A 20010-nucleotide genomic window follows, 5' to 3' on the forward strand; every position below is an offset into this window, starting at 1 on the left:
GCGTAACATGCTGGGAAGAACTGCAAACGGCCTCTACTGGATGTTCCGTTACATCGAGCGCGCCGAGAACATCGCTCGCCTCGTCGATGCCGGCCTGCGCGTCTCGCTCACCCGCGCCGGCTCCTCCGACGAGGACTGGCACGGCGTGCTTGAAAGCGCCGGCGTGCGCGAGGCCTATTCCGAGGTCCATGAAAAACTGACGGCATCGGATGCGATCGACTACCTGCTGCGCGACCGTTCAAACCTGTCGAGCGTCATGTCTTGCATCGAGGCGGCCCGCAACAATGCACGCATGGTCAGAACCGCGCTTACCCGCGAGACCTGGGAAGCCACAAACGAAGCCTGGATCGACCTCAAGGCGCGGCTGTCGCGAAAACTCCGGCCTGCCGACATGCCAGAACTGATCGATGGCATCAAGCATCGTTGCGGCCTCATCCGTGGCGCCTTCCACGGTTCGATGCTGAGAAACGAGATCTACAATTTCGCCCGCATCGGCACATTCATCGAGCGCGCCGACAACACCGCCCGTATTCTCGACGTCAAATATTACGTGCTCCTGCCCTCGATCAGCCAGGTCGGCTCGGCACTCGACAACATGCAGTGGGAATCGATCCTCCGCTCCGTCTCGGCGCATCGCTCCTACGGCTGGGTCTATGATGGCGACTACCAGTCTGCCAACATTGCCGACTTCCTGATCCTGCAGGTGCAGATGCCCCGCTCGCTCGCCTATTGCTACGAGAAGATCACCAGCAATCTCGGCTACCTTGCCTCCGACTACGACGGCGAGCGACTGAAGGCCCACGAGACGGCGGACGCGATACGCGTGATGCTCAAACGCGGTTCGATCACCGAGATCATGGATCACGGCCTGCACGAGTTCCTCGAGGACTTCGTCTCACGCAACAGCCAGCTCAGCGCCGAAATTTCCGACGGCTATCGCTTCTACCAGTAGGACCTCTCGATGCGGTTGAAGATCTCTCACACGACCGAATATGTCTATGACGAACCGGTCCCCTACTCCCTTCAGCGCCTGAGGCTGACGCCCGTCAGCGGCCCGACGCAGAAGGTGCTCGACTGGTCCGTCACCGTCGACGGCGCCAAGATCGAGACCGGCTATGCCGACCAGTTCGGCAACCGGACGGAGCTGGTTTCGGCCGAAGGCGCCGAGCACAGGATCCGCATCATCGCTTCCGGCGAGGTCGAAACCTTTGACAAGGCGGGCGTTTTCGGGGCCCACCAGGGCTTCTGCCCGCTCTGGCTCTTCCTGCGCGAGACCGCACTGACCAAGCCCGGCAAGCTGGTACGGGAACTGGCGAAAAGCGCGAAGGGCGACAGCGAACTCGCCCATATGCATGCGCTGATGGATGCGATTCACGAGGCGGTCGCCTACACGCCCGGCACGACCACGACGGAGACGACCGCCGAGGAAGCGCTCGCGGCGAAAACCGGCGTCTGCCAGGACCACGCCCATATTTTCATCTCCGCCGCGCGCCTGCAGGGCATTCCGGCCCGCTATATTTCCGGCTACCTGCTGATGGAAGGCCAGGAGGAACAGGTCGCGACCCATGCCTGGGCAGAAGCGCATATCCCCGGCCTCGGCTGGGTCGGCTTCGACCCGGCCAACAAGGTCTGCCCGGATGATCGCTATGTGCGGATCGCATCGGGGCTCTGCTACCGTGACTGCGCCCCGATTTCCGGCATGCGCATCAGCCGCGGGGGGGATAGCCCGAGCGAGAACCTCAAGGTGTCGCTGACGGTGTCGAGCCAGACGCAGAGCCAGGGACAGCAGGAGCAGAGCCAGACCCAATCCTGATCTCCGAACCGGTCGCAAGCCCGGCACCACCTCCGTCTGATTGCATGCGCACCGGAATCGAGGTGAGTTTATGCTGTTCGGGCAATCGGTCTTCCAGTCGGTGCTGACACGCCTGAAGGAAGAAGAGACGGACGAGGAAGAAGCGGATGTGGCGGTCGCGGATTTTCGTATCCGCGGACTCGGCGCCGGCTTCGTCGCACCGACCGAAGAGCATTCGGTTGCGACCGAGGCCGATATCGAGGCCTATTTCGCCTATCTGCCCGATGAGCCTGGCGAACAATCATCAGGTGCCGGCGACACTCTCCCTGAAGAGGTCCATGTCGACGAAACGCAGGCAGAAGGCGCGCTCGTTCCCGAACATCTGCTGCGGCTGACGGAAGCGGAGATTGCCGAGGATCTGGCGATTTCGGCCGACGACACGGAGGCCACTCTGGCGGACAAGCGTCGCCAGTTCGCCAAGACCAATCACCCCGACCTCGTGGCCGCGCAATTCCGCGACAATGCAACGATCCGAATGACGATCGCCAATCAGCTGATCGACCGGGCGATCAAGGGCCTGTTCTGGCGCTGACTGCCTATTCCTGCGGCTCGGAAGGCTTGTTGGCCGGCGGATCTTTCCGTTCGATGAACAGCTTATAGGCCGCAAACAGCCCGACCACCGCGACGATGCCCGCCCAGACCGGGGATCCCATATAGAGTTCGATCCCCACCCAGGTGGCGCATGCGACGACGATGAGCACGCGCCGCCACAGGGCATCGTAGAACGGATGGTTCGGATCGATCATTCTGTCATTCTCCCGCAGCCTGGATGGCCGGTCTCGACTGGATGATATCCCGATCCGCGACGGAAAAAGCAAGGCTGAGATGGCCGGTAAACACAAGCGAGCGCTCGTCGGGCATCACCGAGATATCCGGCATGCCGAGAAGCCGGATCACCTGCGACTGCCTCAGCCCCTCCTCGACACCGGCCCGAAGCAGGTCGAAATGCTGCGCACCCGGCCCGGTCAGGACCATCGGCATATGCCCGTGGAGACTGAGCAGGCGTGACAGCCCGTTGCCGATCGCGATGCCCGCCTGGCGGAAAGCATGTTGCGCCCGATGGCCTCCCTGCCGGGCCTGGCCGGCGATCTTTTCGATCTCGCCGAATGGCACGAACTTCGCCGGAATGGTGTTGAGCGGCACGTCGAAGGCATTACGCAGGATGGCGTAGAACCCGGCATAGGCTTCGACGCAGCCAAGCGCCCCACAGCGACAGAGCGCTCCGTTCGGCACATGCAGCATATGGCCGAAATTCGGGGCGGAGATCGCCCATCTACCGCCATCACTTCTTTGTGCCACCCCGAGGCCGACGCTGTGGCCGAGCGACAGCGCAGCAAGACTGGTCCTGCCGTCATCGTCCTTCCTGTCTTCCAGCTCGCACAGGGCGCCGGCCACCAGCAGCGTCTCGTTGCTGAGCAGCACGCGGGTCCCTTCCCAGTCACCCAGTGCTTCAGCAAAATCGATCGGCTGCGAACCGAGGATCGGCGACCAGACGAGGATCGGCCTCATGGCATCGACCAGCCCCTTGCTGCTGATGGAAATGCAGAGAACCCCGTCGCGGGCAATCGACGAACGCCGGATCAACCGGTCCAGCGCCGCCTTGAGTTCGGCAACGAAAGGAGCCGGATCCGCCCGACCGCGAGGCTCGGAAAACCGGTCGATCAGCGTGCCTCCGTAATCGACCAGGGAATATTCGATCACATCCGACGAGATGATCACCGCGATCACATGGCCGCATCCGCGCCGCTGACCAAACAGCACGCGCGGACGCCCTCGCCCACCGGCGGCCTGCTGCTCGACCCTTTCGATGACGCCGTGAGCTTCCAGATCTGCAGTAATGGCCGAAACTGTCGCGGAGGAAAGCCCGGTTGCGGCCGAGATTTCCGTATGGGCAAGCCGCCCGAGCTTCCTCAGTTGCGACAGAACGAGGCTGCTATTAGCCTGGCGCACCAGTTCCGTGCTTGCCTTGCCCGCCTGCCCTCCAACCGCATTCCCGACAATCAACCGCCGCGTCCCAAATCCTGCCGCACAACTGCCGATTGACAGCCTTTCGGATTCCTGACATCTATTTTCTCGACTGTCGAGAAAAAAGCTGGAGGAGCTTCTTTCGACAGTTTTTGGCGGAGGGGGAGCTTGGGGGCCAAGCCAGGACGCCGGGCCCATCCGCGGGTCACTCGGGAGGATAGAATGAACTCGTTTCTGAAGCTGATGGCCGGCGCGGCCATCTTCGTTTCCATGCATGGCGCCGTGCAGGCGCAGCAGGCCGTCGTCGGCGTGTCCTGGTCGAATTTCCAGGAAGAGCGCTGGAAGACCGACGAGGCCGCGATCAAGAAAGCGCTCGAAGCAGCCGGCGCCAAATACATTTCCGCCGACGCCCAGTCGTCCGCATCCAAGCAACTCACCGATGTCGAAGCGCTGATCTCGCAGGGCGCGACCGCGCTCATCGTGCTGGCGCAGGACAGTGATGCCATCGGTCCGGCCATCGAAAAAGCCTCGGCCGAGGGCATCCCGGTCGTCGGCTATGACCGCCTGATCGAGAACCCCGATGCCTTCTATATCACCTTCGACAACAAGGAAGTCGGCCGCATGCAGGCCGAGGGCGTGTTCAAGGTGAAACCCGAGGGTAATTACGTATTCATCAAGGGCAATTCGGCCGATCCGAACGCCGACTTCCTGTTCTCCGGCCAGATGGAAGTGCTCAAAGGTGCCATCGACAGCGGCAAGATCAAGAATGTGGGCGAGGCCTATACGGACGGCTGGAAGCCGGAAAACGCCCAGAAGAACATGGAGCAGTTCCTCACCAAGAACGACAACAAGGTCGACGCGGTGGTCGCCTCCAATGACGGCACTGCCGGCGGCGCGATCGCGGCACTGGATGCGCAGGGTCTTGCCGGGTCCGTTCCCGTCTCAGGCCAGGATGCCGACAAGGCGGCATTGAACCGCGTCGCGCTCGGCACCCAGACCGTCTCCGTCTGGAAGGACTCCAGAGAACTCGGCAAGACGGCCGCCGAAATCGCCCTGGAACTGGCATCCGGCAAGAAGATGACCGAGATCAAGGGCGTGCAGGTGTTCGAGGGCGGGCCGAAGAAGCAGAAGATGCAGTCCGTCTTTCTCAAGCCGCAGCCGATCACCAAGGACAACCTGAACCTCGTCATCGATGCCGGCTGGATCACCAAGGCGGAAGCCTGCCAGGGCGTGAAAGCCGGAACGGTGGCGGCCTGCAAGTAGCGAAGGTCGGAGGGGCATATCGGGGGCGTTGAGTTTTCATCAAGGCCCCTCCCCAACCCTCCCCACAAGGGGGAGGGCTTAACCTGGTCGCGCCGCCGCATTCCTCGATTGAGGCAGGTGGGTGCCGCAAATTTTCTCCCCCCTTGTGGGGGAGATGGCCGGCAGGCCAGAGGGGGACTTTCTTTCGACGAACAGGCCAGCACGGCACGGCCGATCCTGACTGGACGAAAAATTCGATGAGGAACGGCAGGACATGGCCGACATGACGCAACCCACGACACCGCCACCCCATACTTCGACAGGCACATCGGCATCGACGAGCACGCCGACAACGAGAGCGTCAGACGGCAACCTCGTCACCCGCTTCTTCCGCGCCACCGAGATCGATACCCGACTGCTCGGCATGGTCGGCGCGTTGCTGATCATCTGGATCGGCTTTCATATCCTGACAGGAGGCCTGTTCCTGACGCCGCGGAACCTGTGGTTCCTGTCGGTGCAGACCGCCTCCGTGGCGGTCATGGCGACCGGCATGGTGCTGGTCATCGTCACCCGCAATATCGACCTCTCGGTCGGCTCGATCCTCGGTTTCACCGGCATGATCATGGGCGTACTTCAGGCGCAGCTCCTGCCCGCCTGGCTCGGCTTCGATCACCCCGCGACATGGATCCTGGCGCTTGCCGGCGGCGTCATCGTCGGCGGGCTGATCGGCACGCTGCACGGCGTCATCATCGCGTTTCTGAACGTCCCCTCCTTCATCGTCACCCTCGGTGGCCTGCTCGTCTGGCGCGGTGCCACCTGGTATGTCACCAGCGGCCAGACGGTCGCCCCTATGGATGCCAATTTCCGCCTGATGGGCGGCGGCACGGAAGGCTCGATCGGCGCGACCTGGAGCTGGGTCGTCGGCGTCATCGCCTGCCTTGCCATCATCGCCGCGATCATCAATGCGCGCCATCAGCGCAAGCGCTTCCACTTTCCCCGCCGGCCGCTCTGGGCCGAATATGTGCTGGCGGCACTCGGCTGCGCCATCGTGCTCGGCGTCGTCTCAATCGCCAACCACTATTACTGGCCGGTCAACATCGCCCGCCGTTACGCCGAGGCAAATGGCATCGCCTGGCCGGAGACCGGCCTTCTGATCCCCCATGGGATCGCAATCCCGGTGCTGATCGCCGTCGGCGTCGGTATCGTCATGACCTTCATCGCCACGCGCCTGCGCTTCGGCCGTTATGTCTTCGCCATCGGCGGTAACCCGGAAGCGGCCGAGCTTGCCGGCATCAAGACCCGCTGGGTGACGGTCAAGATCTTCATGCTGATGGGCGTGCTCTGCGCCATCGCGGCGGCAATCTCGACCGCCCGCCTCAACGCCGCAACCAATGCGCAAGGGGAACTCGACGAGCTCTACACGATCGCCGCGGCCGTGATCGGCGGCACGTCGCTGTCGGGCGGCATCGGCACGATCGCCGGCGCCATGCTCGGCGCGCTTCTCATGCAATCGCTGCAATCCGGCATGGTGCTGCTCGGCATCGACACCCCCTTCCAGCGCGTCGTCGTCGGCATGGTGCTCGTCATCGCCGTCTGGCTCGACACCGTCTATCGCGCCAGAGCCAAGTGATCAGGGAGAACGGCAAGATGACGGACATTCCGAACACGACACAGGCGCCTTCTGCCACCCATCCTCACCCGCTGGTGGAGATGAAGAATATCTCGATTTCCTTCGGCGGTATCCACGCCGTGGACGACGCCTCGGTCGATCTCTATCCCGGCGAGGTCGTCGCCCTCCTCGGCCATAACGGTGCGGGCAAGTCGACGCTGATCAAGGTCCTGTCCGGCGCCTACAGGCGCGACGAAGGCGACATCCTGATCAACGGCGAACCGGCCGAGATCCGCAATCCGCGCGACGCCAAGAAATTCGGCATCGAGACGATCTACCAGACGCTCGCCGTGGCCGACAATGTCGATGCCGCCGCCAACCTCTATCTCGGCCGCGAGCTGCGCACCAAATGGGGCACGCTCGACGACGTTGCGATGGAGGCCAGTACCCGTGAGGTGATGGGCCGCCTCAACCCGAATTTCCGTCGCTTCAAGGAGCCGGTAAAGGCGCTCTCCGGCGGCCAGCGGCAGTCGGTGGCGATCGCCCGCGCCATCCTGTTCGACGCCCGTATCCTGATCATGGACGAACCGACGGCGGCCCTCGGCCCGCAGGAAACGGCCCAGGTCGGCGACCTGATCAAGCAGCTGAAACGCGAGGGCATCGGCATCTTCCTGATCAGCCACGACATCCACGATGTCTTCGATCTGGCCGACCGCGTCTTCGTGATGAAGAACGGCAAGGTGGTGGGCCATGCCCGCACCGGAGACGTCACAAAGGACGAGGTGCTCGGCATGATCATCCTCGGCAAGGTGCCGCCGGGCGCGGTACCCGGCCCCGGTGCGATGAAGGTGGCGTGACAGGCAGATCGGCGACGAAAGATTTCCGCCGCCGATCAACGTATGGGCATTGATGCCGGTCACGACCTGGGTTAAGAACCTGCCATCGGATACCGGCGAGTCATCGCCGGCACGGTTAGCACCCGTAGCTCAGCTGGATAGAGTGTTGGATTCCGATTCCAAAGGTCACAGGTTCGAATCCTGTCGGGTGCGCCATTTTCTCTGAGAGCTTCGAAGCTCATTCCTCCGTTTCTTGACCGTCACGTGCGCCAATCGCCTCACGGCTGGCCGCTGCCGCCCGCCGCGCCGTAGACCTGCCCCGTCGAGAAGCTCGCGCCGTTGTCGGCGAGCTGGACGTAGATCGAGGCGAGCTCGGCCGGCTGGCCGGGGCGGCCGAGCGGGGTCTTTCCACCAAACTGCTGGAGCTTTTCCATCGTCGCGCCGCCAGCCACCTGCAACGGCGTCCAGACCGGGCCGGGCGCGACGCCGTTGACGCGGATGCCCTTCGGGCCGAGCTGCTTTGCCATGGACTTGGTGAAGCTCATGCCGGCCGCCTTGGTGATCGCATAGTCGACGAGGTCTTCGGATGGATCATAGGCCTGCTCGGAAGTCGTCTGGATGATCGACGATCCCGGCTGCAGATGTTTGAGCGCAGCCCTGGTCAGCCAGAACATGGCGTAGATATTGGTCTTCATCGTCGCGTCGAAGGCATCCGACGTGATGTCGGAAAGCGACGCCGCCTGCTGCTGGCGGCCGGCATTGTTGACGAGGATATCGAGACCGCCGAGGGCCTTCACGGCGTCTTCGACAAGCTTTTCGCAGAACGCCTCGTCGCGAAGATCGCCTGGAAGCGCGATCCCCTTTCGGCCCTCCTTCTCGATCAGTTCGATGACCTCCCTGGCGTCCGGCTCCTCGTCCGGCAGGTAGTTGATCGCGACGTCGGCGCCTTCCCGCGCGTAGGCGATTGCCGCCGCACGCCCCATCCCGGAATCGCCGCCGGTGATCAATGCCTTGCGGCCGGCCAGACGACCGGAACCCTTGTAGGACGCTTCGCCGTGATCAGGCTTCGGGTTCATTTGCCCCGCAAGTCCCGGAAACGGCTGCGACTGCTTTTCGAATTCCGGCTTGGGATATTTGCTGATGGGGTTTTCCACGGGAGGCGCTCCTTCATAACAATGCGTATGCGAGTAAGAAGGGAACCGATCACACCGGCGTCTGTTCCGCAGACTTTTCTGCCTTCTTGATGATCATGAAGTGCGAAGGGACGGCACAAAGAGAAGAGGCCCCGCATAGCGAGGCCTCGATCCCTTGATCCTTATGGCGATCACATCCGGGTGGGCGGGATGCCATAATAATCGTCGACCCGTCGATCGTTCGCACGATACCAGGAATCGTCGTCCAGATCGGCATAGCGCGGAGCGCCGCTGATCTGGTCCTTGGTCAGATCGATCCGGTAGCCATCCAGGCCTTCGTCATAGGCCAGTTTTTCCCAAGGCAGCGGATAGTAGTCGTCACCGATACCCAGGAAGCCACCGAAGCTGAGGACAGCGTAGGAAACTCGACCGCCGCGCTTTTCCAGAAGGATGCGCTGGATCGAGCCGATACGCTTGCCATCGGCACCGTAGACCTTCGTGCCTTCGACCTTGTCGCTTGCGATCAATGAAGTGGTATCCTTGACGTAAGGATCCTGACCGGTGATGCGATTTTCGTGATTCAGCATAAATGCCTCCTCTTTTTGGTTTCAGGTACGCGGAAGGAACAGCTGTGTCGGCGATCTGTTCCGAAAAAAAATCCTCAGCCTTTCAATTGCGGCAGGCCTCACCCGCAAACCGCATCGCGATGCAAACGGATGAGCAAGCTCCATCACATCGGCGGGACGACGCCGTTGGTGCCGACGACGACGCGAGAGCTGGAGATCGAGCCATCCGAGGCCTTTTCGGAGGGGATAAAGACGGTTGCTCCGCTCTTCAGGTCGGCCACTTCAGCCGGGGCGAAGGTCACGACCGGCGTGCCCTCGGGGATCGAGATCTTCTTTTCCCCGCCCTTGTAGGTCACGGTCAGCGTATGACCGTCGACGGACTTGACGGCATTGGCGACGGTCGCATTGGTCATCGAGCTGTTCGGCTTCAGATCCCAGGCATAGCTACCCTCGCCGGTGCCTTTCATGGCGGCCGGGAAGATCAGCACTTCGAGCGCACCGTTGCCGCCATCGGCAGTCGGCAGCGACGCAATGCCGACGAAATCGCCTTCCTTGATGTCGTTGACGGAAGCCTTGGCGACGCTGGAGATCTTCCAGCCATCCTTGAGCATGATCTTGGCATCGGTCCCTTCGCGCGTCTTCACGGAAAGGGTCGAACCGTCCAGGCTTTCGACCGTGCCACGAACGCGGATCTGGTCGGCGGCATGGGCGGAGAAACCGAACGTGACGGCAATCAAAGCGCCGGCGAGCAGCGAGAAGCCGGTCTTGGAAATGGAAGACATCTGCTTTTCCTTTTGAATATCCCGAAGTCTCAACGGCCGAAGGATGCGGGATGAAATCCGTCAGCCTTTTCAGGGCAGAGGCAAGAAGACCCTGCCCGTTGAACTCAGATCCCGGCGTACCATTCGTAGCCGCGGTCTTCCCAGAAGCCGCCATTGCCGCCGTAGAGGGTCGAAAGGTCGGAGACCGCTTCGATGCGCATCAGGTATTTGGCCTGCTTGTAGCCGAGCTGCCGCTCGACCCGCAGCCTGAGCGGAGCGCCATGGGCGACTTCCAGATCATGGCCGTTCATCGAATGGGCGAGAATGGTCTGCGGATGGAAGGCATCGACGAGGTCGATGCTCTCATAATACCAGCCGCTGCCATCGAGCGTCTTTTCGTATTCGTCGGCGCAGTGGAAGACGATATAGCGTGCCTCGGGCTTGAGGCCGACCTGATTGAGCAGGGCACCAAGCGGCACGCCGCTCCACTGCCCGATGGCGCTCCAGCCCTCGACACAGTCATGCCGCGTGATCTGGGTGCGCGCGGGCATCGCCTTCAGTGCGGCGAGCGAAAGTTTCGCCGGGCGCTCGACGAGCCCGCCGACCTCCAGCTGCCATGTCGAAAACTGCCGGCTGAGCAGGTCCTGGTACTGCGCGCCGTCGGGCATGCTCGTGCCGTTGGCACGGAAGCTCGGCGAGATGTCAGCCAGACTGTATTCGCGCGCAAGCGTGTCGTCGCCGATCAGAGCGCGCTGCGTCTTCATCGTCAGGCCCTCGGCGATCTTGAGGATCGACTGGACCTTCGGGCTTTCGACCAGCGCATCGCAGCCGGAAAGACCGAGCGTCGAGGCGGTGAGCGTCGAGCCGATCAGGAACCGGCGACGGGTGATGATGCGGCTCATGGCTTGACCTCCGTCCGGTCGTCGACGTCGATGGCATAACGGCCGGTGATCATCGAGCGCATGTTGTTGAAGAGACCCGAAACGATGACCATCGCGACATGCACGACGACGAAGGCGACGAGCGCGCTGGCGGTGATGAAATGCAGCGTGCGAGCTGACTGCCGGCCGCCGAAGATATCGAGCAGCCATGGGGCGAAGGCATCGAAGCCGGGTGACATGGTGAGCCCCGTCGCGATCATCACCGGCAACAGAATGAAGATGACGAGGAGATAGGTCAGCTTCTGCAGAGCGTTATAACGTCGGGCCTTCTCGCCCTTGGGAAAGCGCAGGCGGGCATGATCGACGATCTCGTGCCGGAGATTGCCCGGCGAAAGCTCGTCGCGCGCCGGCAGAAGGTCGCGGCGAAAATGGCGGGCGATGAAGCCGTAGGCCATGTAAATCAGGCCGTTGATGACGAAGAGCCAGGCGAAGAAGAAGTGCCAGCGCCGGCCGGTCGCGAGATCCTGATAACTGGGCAGCGTGATCCAAGAAGGAAAGCCGCGGGCCGTCGCCTCGCCATCCACGTTAGAGACGCCGAGGACGCCGGTCGTGTCGAAGGACAGGCCGCCGATCCGGGTAACGCCCTTGATACCATCCCCTTCCTCTGCCGCTTCCAACGACAGAACCGACGGATCGTTGTCTGCGCCATACTGCCCCCAGTAGAGCGCTGGATGCGCGTTGAAAATCTGCAGGCCACTGAAAAGCAATACCGTCATGCAGAGAACGTTCAGCCAGTGCGACAGGCGCACAGTCAGGCTGTGCCGGCGGATCAGCACCCGCTTGCTGCCGATCCTGTGGTTCAGTGCTTCCATGATTTCCATGAGTTCACTCCGTCCAGATGGTCTTCATCCTGTACGGCGGCGCCCTCGCCGAAGTTTCATCCGCGAGGGCGCAACCCGCTTATTTCATCGCGTCGCAGTGCTTCATCATCTCGGACTTCTTCATGCTGTCCTTTTCCATGCCGGCCTTGTGCATGCAGTCGGCCTTGCTGCCCGTTTTCGTGCTGCCCATCTTCATGCTGTCGGTCTTCATCGGATCGGTCTTCATGCTGTCCATCTTCATGGTGTCCGATTTCATGCTGTCCGGCTTGCTCATGCTGTCCGTGCTGGTCTGCGCGCTGGCGCTGCCGGCCGCGACACAGAGGCTGAAAAAGATTGCGCCGACTGCGGTGGCGTAAAGACGAATGGTCATGATGGTTCTCCCGTTTTGCTCGTGCCCTTCGCCTCGTGCGGTTAGGGTCACGGAAGGTTCATTCGCCATCGGCCGGGACCAGTTACAGGCATCACGCCCATGTGATGACTGATGCGATCACCGCAGTTTTCTCGCTTTTATTTCGATCGGCGTGTAACGGTTTCGTCGCAGCGACGTATGAGCCTTCAAAGACATGAAGCAATTGACCGAGCCCGAGCTGAAAGCCCTGATGCTCTCGTCCCTTGATGGGGACGAGCTGGCTTATCGCCGCCTGCTCGACACGCTGAGGCACCTGCTGGTCAGCTATTACGTCCGGCGGCTTTCCCGTTCGGCACCTGCGGATGTGGACGATCTCGTCCAGGACACGCTTCTGGCGCTGCACCAGCGCAGGATCACCTACGACCGCGGACGGCCGTTCACGGCATGGTTCTTCACGATCGCGAGGCACAAGCTGGTGGATCACTATCGTCGCTCGGGTGGCGGCTCTCACCTTGGCCTGGAGGCGATCGAGGAGATGGCCGACGGTTATAGCGAGGAAGCAGTCTCCGCCGGCATGGACGTCAACCGGCTGCTTGAGGGCTTGCCCGCGTGGCAGGGGGAGATGATCCGGCAGGTGAGGCTGGAAGGCCATTCCGTGTCTGACACGGCAACGCGAAGCGGGCGCAGCGAGGCAGTGGTCAAGATCAGTGTATTCAGAGGCATTCGGGCGATGGCCGCAAAATTGAGAGGCGAACGCAGTGAAGACGGATGATCTGATCGATAGGCTGGCAGGCGATCTTCGGCCGGTGCCGCCCGGCGCGCTGGGGCGACTGCTCGCCCTCGCCCTCCTGCCCGGCCTTGTGCTTTCAGCGGCGCTGATCCTTCTCGGGCACGGCCCGCGGCCCGATCTGGCGGCAGCCATCTACACGCCGGCCTTCTGGGCAAAGTCGATCTATCCGCTTGCCCTTGCGGTGGCTGGCATAACCGCACTGATGGTCGTCGCCCGGCCGGGCGGCCTGCCGCATAGATCTGGCATGGCATCCGTCCTGATCTACCTCGCGCTTGTTGTCCTCGGCCTCTGGCAATTGCGCGTGGCACCGGTCGAAGATTATCCGACCCTGATTTTCGGCATTTCCGCCTGGTTCTGCCCGTTCATCATCGTAGCTGCAGCCCTGCCGGTATTTGCCGCGATCGTCTTTTTCCTGCGCCGCTCCGCGCCGACCAACCTGCCGCTGGCGGGCGGTATTGCCGGACTGGCAGCCGGGTCCGTCGGTGCATGGACCTACTCCTGGGGCTGCATCGAAAACGGTCTCACTTTCGTGGCGCTGTGGTACACGCTCGGAATTGTGATCTGCGGCGCAGCCGGTGCATTCCTGGGTCGGCCGCTGCTGCGCTGGTAGCGACAGGGCACGTCGATCGCCATCCGCCTGACCTGCGTTAACCTATCGCAAGCCGGGGGCTCGAAACGATAGACCGTAGGATTGTCCTAGCAGTTATTCCCATAACAGCTTTAACGCGATATCTTGGCTTTCGATCGCGAAGAGAGTGAAACCCAATCAATCCAGATTGATAGGACAAGAAAGCGGTCTCCGCGCCAGGTATTCTCATCCGACTACCCGGCCGCGATGCGAAATCCATGACAATTCGGCCCGTGTTCTGTCGCACGACCAAGGAGAGTGATTTCATGCATTGCTTCCCTACAATTCGATATGTCTGCGCATTCATTCTTGGCCTTTCCGCTTCGGCCACTTTTGCTCAGGATGCCCCACCCCCACCACAGGTGACCGTCGCCAAGCCCGTCGTCCGAGACGTGGTCGATAGCGACGACTTCATCGGCCGCTTCCAGGCGTCCGAAAGCGTCTCGATCCGCTCGCGCGTCGGCGGTTATCTCGACAAGATCGAATTTACTGACGGCCAGATCGTCAAGCAGGGCGACGAGCTCTTCGTGATCGACCAGCGGCCCTTCATCACAGCGCTGAATGAGGCCAATGCGCAGCTGACCGTGGCAAAATCCACGCTCGTCTATGCCCAGGCGCAGTTTGACCGCGTCAACGCGCTGGTCACGTCCGGTAGCCAGTCCGTCTCGACGCTGGACGACCGCCGCCGTGAGCTGGAATCCGCCCAGGCCAATCTCGGCGGGCTGCAGGCGAGTGTCGAACGCGCCCAGCTGGACCTCACCTACAGCAAGATCACCGCCCCGATCGGCGGCCGCATCGACCGGCACCTGATTTCGACCGGCAACCTCGTCCAGGCCGACCAGACGGAGCTGACGACGATCGTGGCGCTCGATCCGATCGATTTCTACTTCGACATCGATGAACGGCGCCTGCTCAACTACGCCGAGACGGCAAGAAAGAGCGGCACCTACCTGCAGGAGGGTGGCGGCGGACTGAAGGTCACCGTGCGCCTTGCCGACAGCAACCAGTCCAGCTTCCAGGGCACGGTGGATTTCGCGGCAAACAGCATCGATCCTGCCACCGGTACGTTGCGGATAAGGGCACGCCTGCCGAACCCGGATTACATTCTTCAGCCGGGTCTCTTCGGCAGGGTCGAGATCACCGCATCCAATACCTATCAGGCAATGCTCATCCCCGATGACGCCATCGGCACCGACCAGAACGAGCGCGTCGTCTATGTGCTTCAGCCGGACAACACGGTCGTCTCAAAGGCGATACGCCCCGGACCGCGGCTCTACGGATACAGGGTCGTCAGAAGCGGGCTCGATCCGAACGACACGATCGTCGTGCGTGGCGTGGTGCGGGTCCGTCCCGGCGCCAAGGTCACGCCCGTGACGACGGAACTGCCCCAGGAAAACCGCGAGGAAGCCTCCAACACGCCGACGAACGGAACGGCTCCGGAGGCCCAGCAATGAGGTTTGCCCATTTCTTCGTCGACCGGCCGGTCTTCGCCTCGGTCATCTCACTGGTGTTGCTGCTCGTCGGCAGCGTCGCCTATTTCCAGTTGCCCGTGGCGCAATATCCCGAGATCGCGCCACCAACCATCGTCATCCGCACCTCGTTTCCAGGCGCCAATGCCCAGACGATCGCCGATACGGTTTCGACACCGATCGAGCAGGAGGTCAACGGCGTCGAGGACATGCTCTACATGTCCTCCTACTCCACCTCCGACGGCACGATGCAGCTGACGGTGACGTTCAGGCTCGGCACCGATCTCGACAAGGCACAGGTGCTCGTCCAGAACCGTGTTTCGACCGCCCTGCCCCGCCTTCCCGAGGAAGTGCAGCGGCTCGGCGTCACCACTTCGAAAAGCTCTCCGAACCTGTTGATGGTCATCCACGTCCTGTCGCCGAACGGGCGTTATGACCAGCTCTATACGTCGAACTTCGCCCGCAACCGCATCCGCGACCGGCTGGTTCGTCTCGAAGGCGTCGGTGACGTGCAGATCTTCGGCGAGCGCCAGTATTCCATGCGCATCTGGCTCGATCCGGAAAAGCTGTCGGCCTATGACATGACGGCGAACGATGTCGTCAACGCCCTGCGCGACCAGAACGTCCAGGTCTCCGGCGGCTCGATCGGCGGCCCTCCGAACCCCAACAATATGGGCTTCCAGTACACGATCACGACGGAAGGCCGGTTCTCGGACGTGCGCCAGTTCCGCTACGTCATCGTCAAGTCGGGCACCGAAGGCCGCCTCGTCAAGCTCGAGGATGTTGCCCGCATCGAACTGGGCGCGCAGGACTACGTCACCAACAGCTACCTCAACAACAGCCCCGCCGTGGCGCTCGGCATCTTCGCCCGGCCCGGCACCAATGCGCTCCAGACCGCGGAAGAGGTCCGCGGGGTCATGACCGAGATGCAGCCGAGCTTCCCGCCGGGCCTCGAATACCGCATCGTCTACGACACGACCGGCTTCGTCGAGGAATCCATTACCGAAGTCTACCGGACGATTGCCGAGGCAGCGATCCTCGTCGCCATCGTCGTTCTCGTGTTCCTCCAATCCTGGCGCACCGCGATCATCCCGATCGTCGCCATCCCCGTGTCGCTGATCGGCACCTTTGCCTTCCTTGCAGCCTTCGGCATGTCGCTGAACATGCTGAGCCTGTTCGGCCTGGTACTGGCGATTGGCATCGTGGTGGATGACGCGATCGTGGTCGTGGAGAATGTCGAGCGAAACCTGGCCAAGGGCATGACGCCGCGCCAGGCGGCGCATGTGACCATGGACGAGGTAGGCACTGCGGTGGTGGCGATCTCGCTCGTGCTCATCGCCGTCTTCGTGCCGACAGCCTTCATTCCAGGCATTTCGGGGCAGTTCTACCGGCAGTTCGCAGTCACGATCTCGATCGCGACAGCCATTTCCGCGCTGAACTCCCTTACTCTGTCCCCTGCGCTCGCGGCGCTGGTGCTGCGGCCGCACGACCATTCGGAAGGCCGCAAGCGCAACATCTTCTCGAGGATCGGCGGAGGAGCCGCCAATATCTTCAACCGCGGCTTCGATGCGACCAGCCACGGCTATTCGCGCGTCGTCCATGGCGTTGTTTCATCGACGGTCGGGCTGGCCGTTGCGTTTCTCGTCTTCCTGGGTCTCCTGGGCGGAACCTGGTTCCTCAGCACCAAGGTGCCGAGCGGCTTCGTTCCCGTCATGGACCAGGGCTACGCGATCATCGTCGTGCAGCTTCCCGAAGGTGCGGCACTCGGCCGAACGGACGCCGTCGTCCGCGAAGTGGCCGACATCGCCCGCAAGACTTCCGGCGTCGGCGATGCAGTGGAGTTTGCCGGCTTCAGCGGCGCAACCTTCACCAATGCGTCGAATGCCGGCGTGGTCTTCACGCCGTTCAAGCCGTTCGAGGAACGGCTTGAACACGGTGACAGCGCCGCCAAGATCATCGGGACGCTCTACCAGAGCCTCCAGGCGCTGGACGAAGCCTTCATCATCGCCATCCCGCCGCCGCCGGTGCAGGGCATCGGCAATTCCGGTGGCTTCAAGATGCAGATCATGGACGAGGAAAACCCGACCATGACCCGCGCGCTGGGCCTTGCCCAGCAGATGATGGGCGCCGCCAACCAGACGCCCGGCCTGACCGGCGTGTTCACCACCTTCTCGGAATCGAGCCCGCAATTCTATCTCGATATCGACCGGGACAAGGCGCAGTACCTGAACGTGCCGCTGCAGAACATCTTCGACACGCTGTCGAGCAATCTGGGCGTCAACTATGTGAACGACTTCAACGCCTTCGGCCGCGTTTATCAGGTGCGGGCGCAGGCGGACGAGCGGTACCGCATGGATGAGAGCGACATATTGGACCTCAAGGTCCGCTCGGCGAGCGGCAGCCTCGTGCCGCTCGGCACGCTGGTCGAGATCCGCAACACGAGCGGCCCTGCCCTGGTGCAGCGCTATAACATGTATGTCTCCGTTCCGCTGCAGGGCAACGCGCTGCCCGGTGTTTCCACCGGCGAGGCGCTACAGAAGATGGAGGCGCTCGCCGCCCAGACATTGCCGCCCGGAACCACGTTCGAATGGACGGAACTCGCCTATCAGGAAAGCCAGGCGGGCGGTGGTGCGACATGGATCTTCGCGCTGTCGGTCGCCTTCGTCTTCCTGGCGCTCGCCGCGCAATATGAAAGCTGGGTCCTGCCCCTCGCGATCATCCTGATCGTGCCGCTGGCAGTGTTGGGCGCCCTGCTCGGGGTCTTCTTCCGCGGCATGGACAACAACATCCTGACCCAGATCGGCTTCGTGGTGCTGATCGGCCTGGCGGCCAAGAACGCGATCCTGATCGTGGAATTCGCCCGCCAGGCGCAGGAGGAAGGCAAGAGTGCCGTCGATGCCGCGGTCGAGGCGAGCTTCCTGCGCCTTCGCCCTATCCTGATGACGGCGTTCGCCTTCATCTTCGGCGTGCTGCCGCTGGCGATCGCCGAAGGGCCGGGTGCGGAAATGCGCCAGGCGCTCGGCACCGCCGTCTTCTTCGGCATGCTCGGCGTCACCTTCTTCGGCCTGTTCCTGACGCCGGTCTTCTTCGTCATCCTGCGCTCGCGCTGGAAGGCGAGAAAGGAAGAGCCGTCGGCACACATGGAGCCGACACCCGCAGAGTAAGGGCGCGGCTCTACCTTCGCCCTTCTCGGGGAGCCAATATTAAAAAATATCCCGGCCGGACCCCGACCGGGATATTTTCTTTCAGTCTTTCTCCAGCATCAGGCCGGCAGCGGCGCCTCGGGATTGACGAGTCCCGCAGACTTGAGCTCCTGCCAGAAATCTGCCGGCACGACCTCCTTCAGCGCAGCGCTGTCCTCGGCGATACGCGAGGGCTGGCTGGCACCCGGAATGACGGCGGCGACCGCCGGGTTGGCAAGCGAGAACTGCAGGCCTGCCGCCTTCATGCTGACACCGTGGCGGTCGGCGATCGCCTTGATGCGGGCAATCCTATCCTTCATCGCGGGCTTGATCGGCGCATATTCGAAATTCGGCCCGCCAACGAGGGCACCCGAACTGTAGGGGCCACCGACGATGACGCCGAGGCCGCGCTCGGCAGCCGCCGGCATCAAGCGCTGCAGCGCCTTGTCGTGGTCGAGCAGCGTATATCGGCCGGCAAGCAGGAAGGCATCCGGGCGCGGCTCGTCGAGTTCCATCACCAGTTCGATCGGCTCCACGCGGTTGACGCCAAGGCCCCACGCCTTGATGACGCCCTCGTCACGCAGCCGGTCCAGAGCCCTGAATGCACCCTTGCGCGCCTCCTCGAATTTCTCCAGCCAGACGTCGCCCCAGAAATCCTGCGCAAGGTCGTGAACGAAGGCGAACTCGACATGGTCCGTCCTGAGACGCGTCAGGCTGTCCTCGATCGAGCGCAAGGTCGCGTCATGGGAATAGTCGTTGACGATCTTGTTCGGCCGTCCGTACTGGAAGACCCCGGCCTTCTCGCCCTGTTCGCGGGCACTGACATCCTCGACCTCGTCGAGAATGACGCGGCCGACCTTGGTCGAGATCACATACTGATCGCGAGGCTTGCCGGCGAGCGCGTTTCCCATGCGGATTTCCGCGAGGCCCGCGCCGTAGAATGGCGCGTTGTCATAATAGCGGATGCCATCATCCCAGGCGGCTTCGACGGTGGCGAGCGCCTCGTCTTCCGGAATATCGCGAAACATATTGCCGAGCGGTGCCGCACCGAAACCGAGCCTGCTCGGAAGAATGTCCTTGAGTGTCATGTCGCTGTCCTTCATCTGCTCACGCCGAGATGTGCCCCATGACCGCCGGCTTCAAGCACGCATTCCGTGTGCCCGGGTAAAACTATGATATTATAGGAATAATTCTCTAAATCCGCCATCAGGCGACGCTCAGCGTCGGGCCACGGCCAAACGGGCTTGTCGCCCCTAGTTCACCCAACAGATCATTCAGACCAGGTCAGATCGCAAAACTCAGAACAACGGTGCCTGTGGCCGAAATCGGCTGCCGCACCCTTGAGAATTACGGCTTGGAGCCGGCGAACTGAAAATATCCCCAGACCGCGACAAGGGCAATAATGATCCCCAGCACCGTCAGCAGGCGCCGCAACCAGGGCGGCGTTTGGCGAGGCGGCTTCGGCGGTTTGGGACGCTGGAATTTGATGACGTTGTCGTTCATGCGGCAGGCAATCCGAGTGGCGGTTCGAGTCGGCCGATCGCGTATCGGCCAACCGGTTCTGAAGAGGCAAGACATTTTCGCATTCGCTGTCTAACGCATGGGAGACCAAAGAGCGAGCCGGAACGTCGATCAATATCGAGCGCGCATCGCGGCAGGCATCTCCGATGCGGCCCCTCTTCACCCCCGGCAAAGGCACTCGCCACAGGCCTTACCCCATTAAAGGCTAAAGCCAGCAATCACGGCGTGCCTCAGGCGCTCTGCCGCGGACAGGAGATGCCTTGTCGCTTTTGTAACAGGGATACGGATGCTCAAATATCCACACCCCGCAGCGATTACAAAAAATATCTCGCAAAGGTTGCACCA

Annotated in this window: 20 protein-coding genes and 1 tRNA gene; 11 read left to right on the forward strand and 10 right to left on the reverse strand. The window is 62.3% G+C overall.

Annotation, left to right across the window (positions count from 1 at the left end; all coding sequences use genetic code 11):
• The first annotated feature begins 7 nt into the window (after window positions 1–7).
• The 3 genes from BM216_RS19985 (at window position 8) to BM216_RS19995 (ending at window position 2384) form a co-directional block, all read left to right on the forward strand.
• Window positions 8–952 (forward strand): alpha-E domain-containing protein, encoded by a 945-nt coding sequence (locus BM216_RS19985; protein WP_093000959.1) that lies wholly within the window; start codon window positions 8–10, stop codon window positions 950–952.
• A 9-nt stretch (window positions 953–961) separates the two neighbouring features.
• Window positions 962–1813: a transglutaminase family protein gene (locus BM216_RS19990; RefSeq protein ID WP_093000960.1), complete on the forward strand. Its 852-nt coding sequence runs from the start codon at window positions 962–964 to the stop codon at window positions 1811–1813.
• A gap of 70 nt (window positions 1814–1883) precedes the next feature.
• Window positions 1884–2384, forward strand: a complete 501-nt coding sequence (locus BM216_RS19995) for a hypothetical protein (protein ID WP_093000961.1) — start codon at window positions 1884–1886, stop codon at window positions 2382–2384.
• 4 nt (window positions 2385–2388) lie between these two features.
• Here BM216_RS19995 and BM216_RS20000 read toward each other — a convergent pair whose 3' ends face one another.
• Together BM216_RS20000 and BM216_RS20005 are read right to left on the reverse strand one after the other, a co-directional pair.
• Window positions 2389–2598, reverse strand: coding sequence for a hypothetical protein (locus tag BM216_RS20000; protein ID WP_093000962.1), 210 nt, complete (start codon window positions 2596–2598; stop codon window positions 2389–2391).
• A 4-nt stretch (window positions 2599–2602) separates the two neighbouring features.
• Complete coding sequence (locus BM216_RS20005) at window positions 2603–3856, reverse strand: ROK family transcriptional regulator (RefSeq protein WP_244530241.1); 1254 nt, start codon at window positions 3854–3856, stop codon at window positions 2603–2605.
• A gap of 183 nt (window positions 3857–4039) precedes the next feature.
• Here BM216_RS20005 and xylF point away from each other — a divergent pair, with 183 nt between their 5' ends.
• The 4 genes from xylF (at window position 4040) to BM216_RS20025 (ending at window position 7720) form a co-directional block, all read left to right on the forward strand.
• Window positions 4040–5080 carry a D-xylose ABC transporter substrate-binding protein gene (xylF, locus tag BM216_RS20010; RefSeq protein ID WP_093000964.1) on the forward strand — a complete coding sequence of 347 codons (1041 nt, stop codon included), beginning with the start codon at window positions 4040–4042 and terminating at the stop codon, window positions 5078–5080.
• 262 nt (window positions 5081–5342) lie between these two features.
• Window positions 5343–6689: a sugar ABC transporter permease gene (locus BM216_RS20015; RefSeq protein ID WP_093001017.1), complete on the forward strand. Its 1347-nt coding sequence runs from the start codon at window positions 5343–5345 to the stop codon at window positions 6687–6689.
• A gap of 17 nt (window positions 6690–6706) precedes the next feature.
• Window positions 6707–7525: an ATP-binding cassette domain-containing protein gene (locus tag BM216_RS20020; protein ID WP_093000965.1), complete on the forward strand. Its 819-nt coding sequence runs from the start codon at window positions 6707–6709 to the stop codon at window positions 7523–7525.
• Window positions 7526–7643: 118 nt separating this feature from the next.
• Window positions 7644–7720: transfer RNA gene (locus BM216_RS20025), tRNA-Arg, on the forward strand.
• 62 nt (window positions 7721–7782) lie between these two features.
• Here BM216_RS20025 and BM216_RS20030 read toward each other — a convergent pair.
• From BM216_RS20030 to BM216_RS20055, 6 genes are all read right to left on the reverse strand, one after another.
• Window positions 7783–8658 carry an SDR family oxidoreductase gene (locus BM216_RS20030; protein WP_093000966.1) on the reverse strand — a complete coding sequence of 292 codons (876 nt, stop codon included), beginning with the start codon at window positions 8656–8658 and terminating at the stop codon, window positions 7783–7785.
• Between the two features lie 170 nt (window positions 8659–8828).
• Window positions 8829–9224: a PRC-barrel domain-containing protein gene (locus BM216_RS20035; protein ID WP_093000967.1), complete on the reverse strand. Its 396-nt coding sequence runs from the start codon at window positions 9222–9224 to the stop codon at window positions 8829–8831.
• Between the two features lie 143 nt (window positions 9225–9367).
• Window positions 9368–9985 (reverse strand): DNA binding protein, encoded by a 618-nt coding sequence (locus tag BM216_RS20040; RefSeq protein WP_093000968.1) that lies wholly within the window; start codon window positions 9983–9985, stop codon window positions 9368–9370.
• A gap of 104 nt (window positions 9986–10089) precedes the next feature.
• The gene (locus tag BM216_RS20045; protein ID WP_093000969.1) at window positions 10090–10866 is read right to left on the reverse strand and encodes a molybdopterin-binding protein; all 777 of its coding nucleotides are present in this window, start codon (window positions 10864–10866) and stop codon (window positions 10090–10092) included.
• Window positions 10863–11717, reverse strand: a complete 855-nt coding sequence (locus BM216_RS20050) for a cytochrome b/b6 domain-containing protein (protein WP_093001018.1) — start codon at window positions 11715–11717, stop codon at window positions 10863–10865. Before BM216_RS20050 ends, BM216_RS20045 begins: the two co-directional genes overlap by 4 nt.
• Before the next feature lie 88 nt (window positions 11718–11805).
• A complete protein-coding gene (locus tag BM216_RS20055; RefSeq protein WP_093000970.1) occupies window positions 11806–12096 on the reverse strand; it encodes a pentapeptide MXKDX repeat protein in 291 nt (96 codons plus the stop codon).
• A gap of 193 nt (window positions 12097–12289) precedes the next feature.
• Here BM216_RS20055 and BM216_RS20060 point away from each other — a divergent pair, with 193 nt between their 5' ends.
• The 4 genes from BM216_RS20060 to BM216_RS20075 all read left to right on the forward strand — a co-directional run bounded on the left by BM216_RS20060 (window position 12290) and on the right by BM216_RS20075 (window position 18126).
• The gene (locus BM216_RS20060) at window positions 12290–12847 is read left to right on the forward strand and encodes a sigma-70 family RNA polymerase sigma factor (RefSeq protein ID WP_093000971.1); all 558 of its coding nucleotides are present in this window, start codon (window positions 12290–12292) and stop codon (window positions 12845–12847) included.
• Entirely contained in the window at window positions 12834–13475 is a 642-nt protein-coding gene (locus BM216_RS20065) for an NrsF family protein (RefSeq protein WP_093000972.1), read from the forward strand. The genes BM216_RS20060 and BM216_RS20065 overlap by 14 nt, the downstream gene beginning before the upstream one ends.
• 284 nt (window positions 13476–13759) lie before the next feature.
• Window positions 13760–14947, forward strand: a complete 1188-nt coding sequence (locus BM216_RS20070; RefSeq protein WP_093000973.1) for an efflux RND transporter periplasmic adaptor subunit — start codon at window positions 13760–13762, stop codon at window positions 14945–14947.
• Window positions 14944–18126, forward strand: coding sequence for an efflux RND transporter permease subunit (locus BM216_RS20075; RefSeq protein WP_093000974.1), 3183 nt, complete (start codon window positions 14944–14946; stop codon window positions 18124–18126). The genes BM216_RS20070 and BM216_RS20075 overlap by 4 nt, the downstream gene beginning before the upstream one ends.
• A gap of 98 nt (window positions 18127–18224) precedes the next feature.
• On the opposite strand, the gene BM216_RS20080 is transcribed toward BM216_RS20075, so the two are convergent.
• Both BM216_RS20080 and BM216_RS34070 read right to left on the reverse strand, forming a co-directional pair.
• Window positions 18225–19232 carry an aldo/keto reductase gene (locus BM216_RS20080; RefSeq protein WP_093001019.1) on the reverse strand — a complete coding sequence of 336 codons (1008 nt, stop codon included), beginning with the start codon at window positions 19230–19232 and terminating at the stop codon, window positions 18225–18227.
• 259 nt (window positions 19233–19491) lie between these two features.
• On the reverse strand, window positions 19492–19647 hold the full coding sequence (locus BM216_RS34070; protein WP_093000975.1) for a hypothetical protein: 156 nt from the start codon (window positions 19645–19647) through the stop codon (window positions 19492–19494).
• Window positions 19648–20010: the final 363 nt, after the last annotated feature.

This window comes from Rhizobium sp. NFR07 (genome assembly GCF_900111905.1).
In the GTDB taxonomy this organism is placed as follows: domain Bacteria; phylum Pseudomonadota; class Alphaproteobacteria; order Rhizobiales; family Rhizobiaceae; genus Neorhizobium.

Coding starts and splice junctions, on each gene's coding strand:
- BM216_RS20080 (WP_093001019.1), bottom strand. CDS start 19,232: ATGACACTCAAGGACATTCTTCCGAGCAGGCTCGGTTTCGGTGCGGCA.
- BM216_RS19985 (WP_093000959.1), top strand. CDS start 8: ATGCTGGGAAGAACTGCAAACGGCCTCTACTGGATGTTCCGTTACATC.
- BM216_RS19990 (WP_093000960.1), top strand. CDS start 962: ATGCGGTTGAAGATCTCTCACACGACCGAATATGTCTATGACGAACCG.
- BM216_RS20070 (WP_093000973.1), top strand. CDS start 13,760: ATGCATTGCTTCCCTACAATTCGATATGTCTGCGCATTCATTCTTGGC.
- BM216_RS20020 (WP_093000965.1), top strand. CDS start 6,707: ATGACGGACATTCCGAACACGACACAGGCGCCTTCTGCCACCCATCCT.
- BM216_RS20060 (WP_093000971.1), top strand. CDS start 12,290: ATGAAGCAATTGACCGAGCCCGAGCTGAAAGCCCTGATGCTCTCGTCC.
- BM216_RS20045 (WP_093000969.1), bottom strand. CDS start 10,866: ATGAGCCGCATCATCACCCGTCGCCGGTTCCTGATCGGCTCGACGCTC.
- xylF (WP_093000964.1), top strand. CDS start 4,040: ATGAACTCGTTTCTGAAGCTGATGGCCGGCGCGGCCATCTTCGTTTCC.
- BM216_RS19995 (WP_093000961.1), top strand. CDS start 1,884: ATGCTGTTCGGGCAATCGGTCTTCCAGTCGGTGCTGACACGCCTGAAG.
- BM216_RS20075 (WP_093000974.1), top strand. CDS start 14,944: ATGAGGTTTGCCCATTTCTTCGTCGACCGGCCGGTCTTCGCCTCGGTC.
- BM216_RS20000 (WP_093000962.1), bottom strand. CDS start 2,598: ATGATCGATCCGAACCATCCGTTCTACGATGCCCTGTGGCGGCGCGTG.
- BM216_RS20035 (WP_093000967.1), bottom strand. CDS start 9,224: ATGCTGAATCACGAAAATCGCATCACCGGTCAGGATCCTTACGTCAAG.
- BM216_RS20040 (WP_093000968.1), bottom strand. CDS start 9,985: ATGTCTTCCATTTCCAAGACCGGCTTCTCGCTGCTCGCCGGCGCTTTG.
- BM216_RS34070 (WP_093000975.1), bottom strand. CDS start 19,647: ATGAACGACAACGTCATCAAATTCCAGCGTCCCAAACCGCCGAAGCCG.
- BM216_RS20055 (WP_093000970.1), bottom strand. CDS start 12,096: ATGACCATTCGTCTTTACGCCACCGCAGTCGGCGCAATCTTTTTCAGC.
- BM216_RS20015 (WP_093001017.1), top strand. CDS start 5,343: ATGACGCAACCCACGACACCGCCACCCCATACTTCGACAGGCACATCG.
- BM216_RS20050 (WP_093001018.1), bottom strand. CDS start 11,717: ATGGAAGCACTGAACCACAGGATCGGCAGCAAGCGGGTGCTGATCCGC.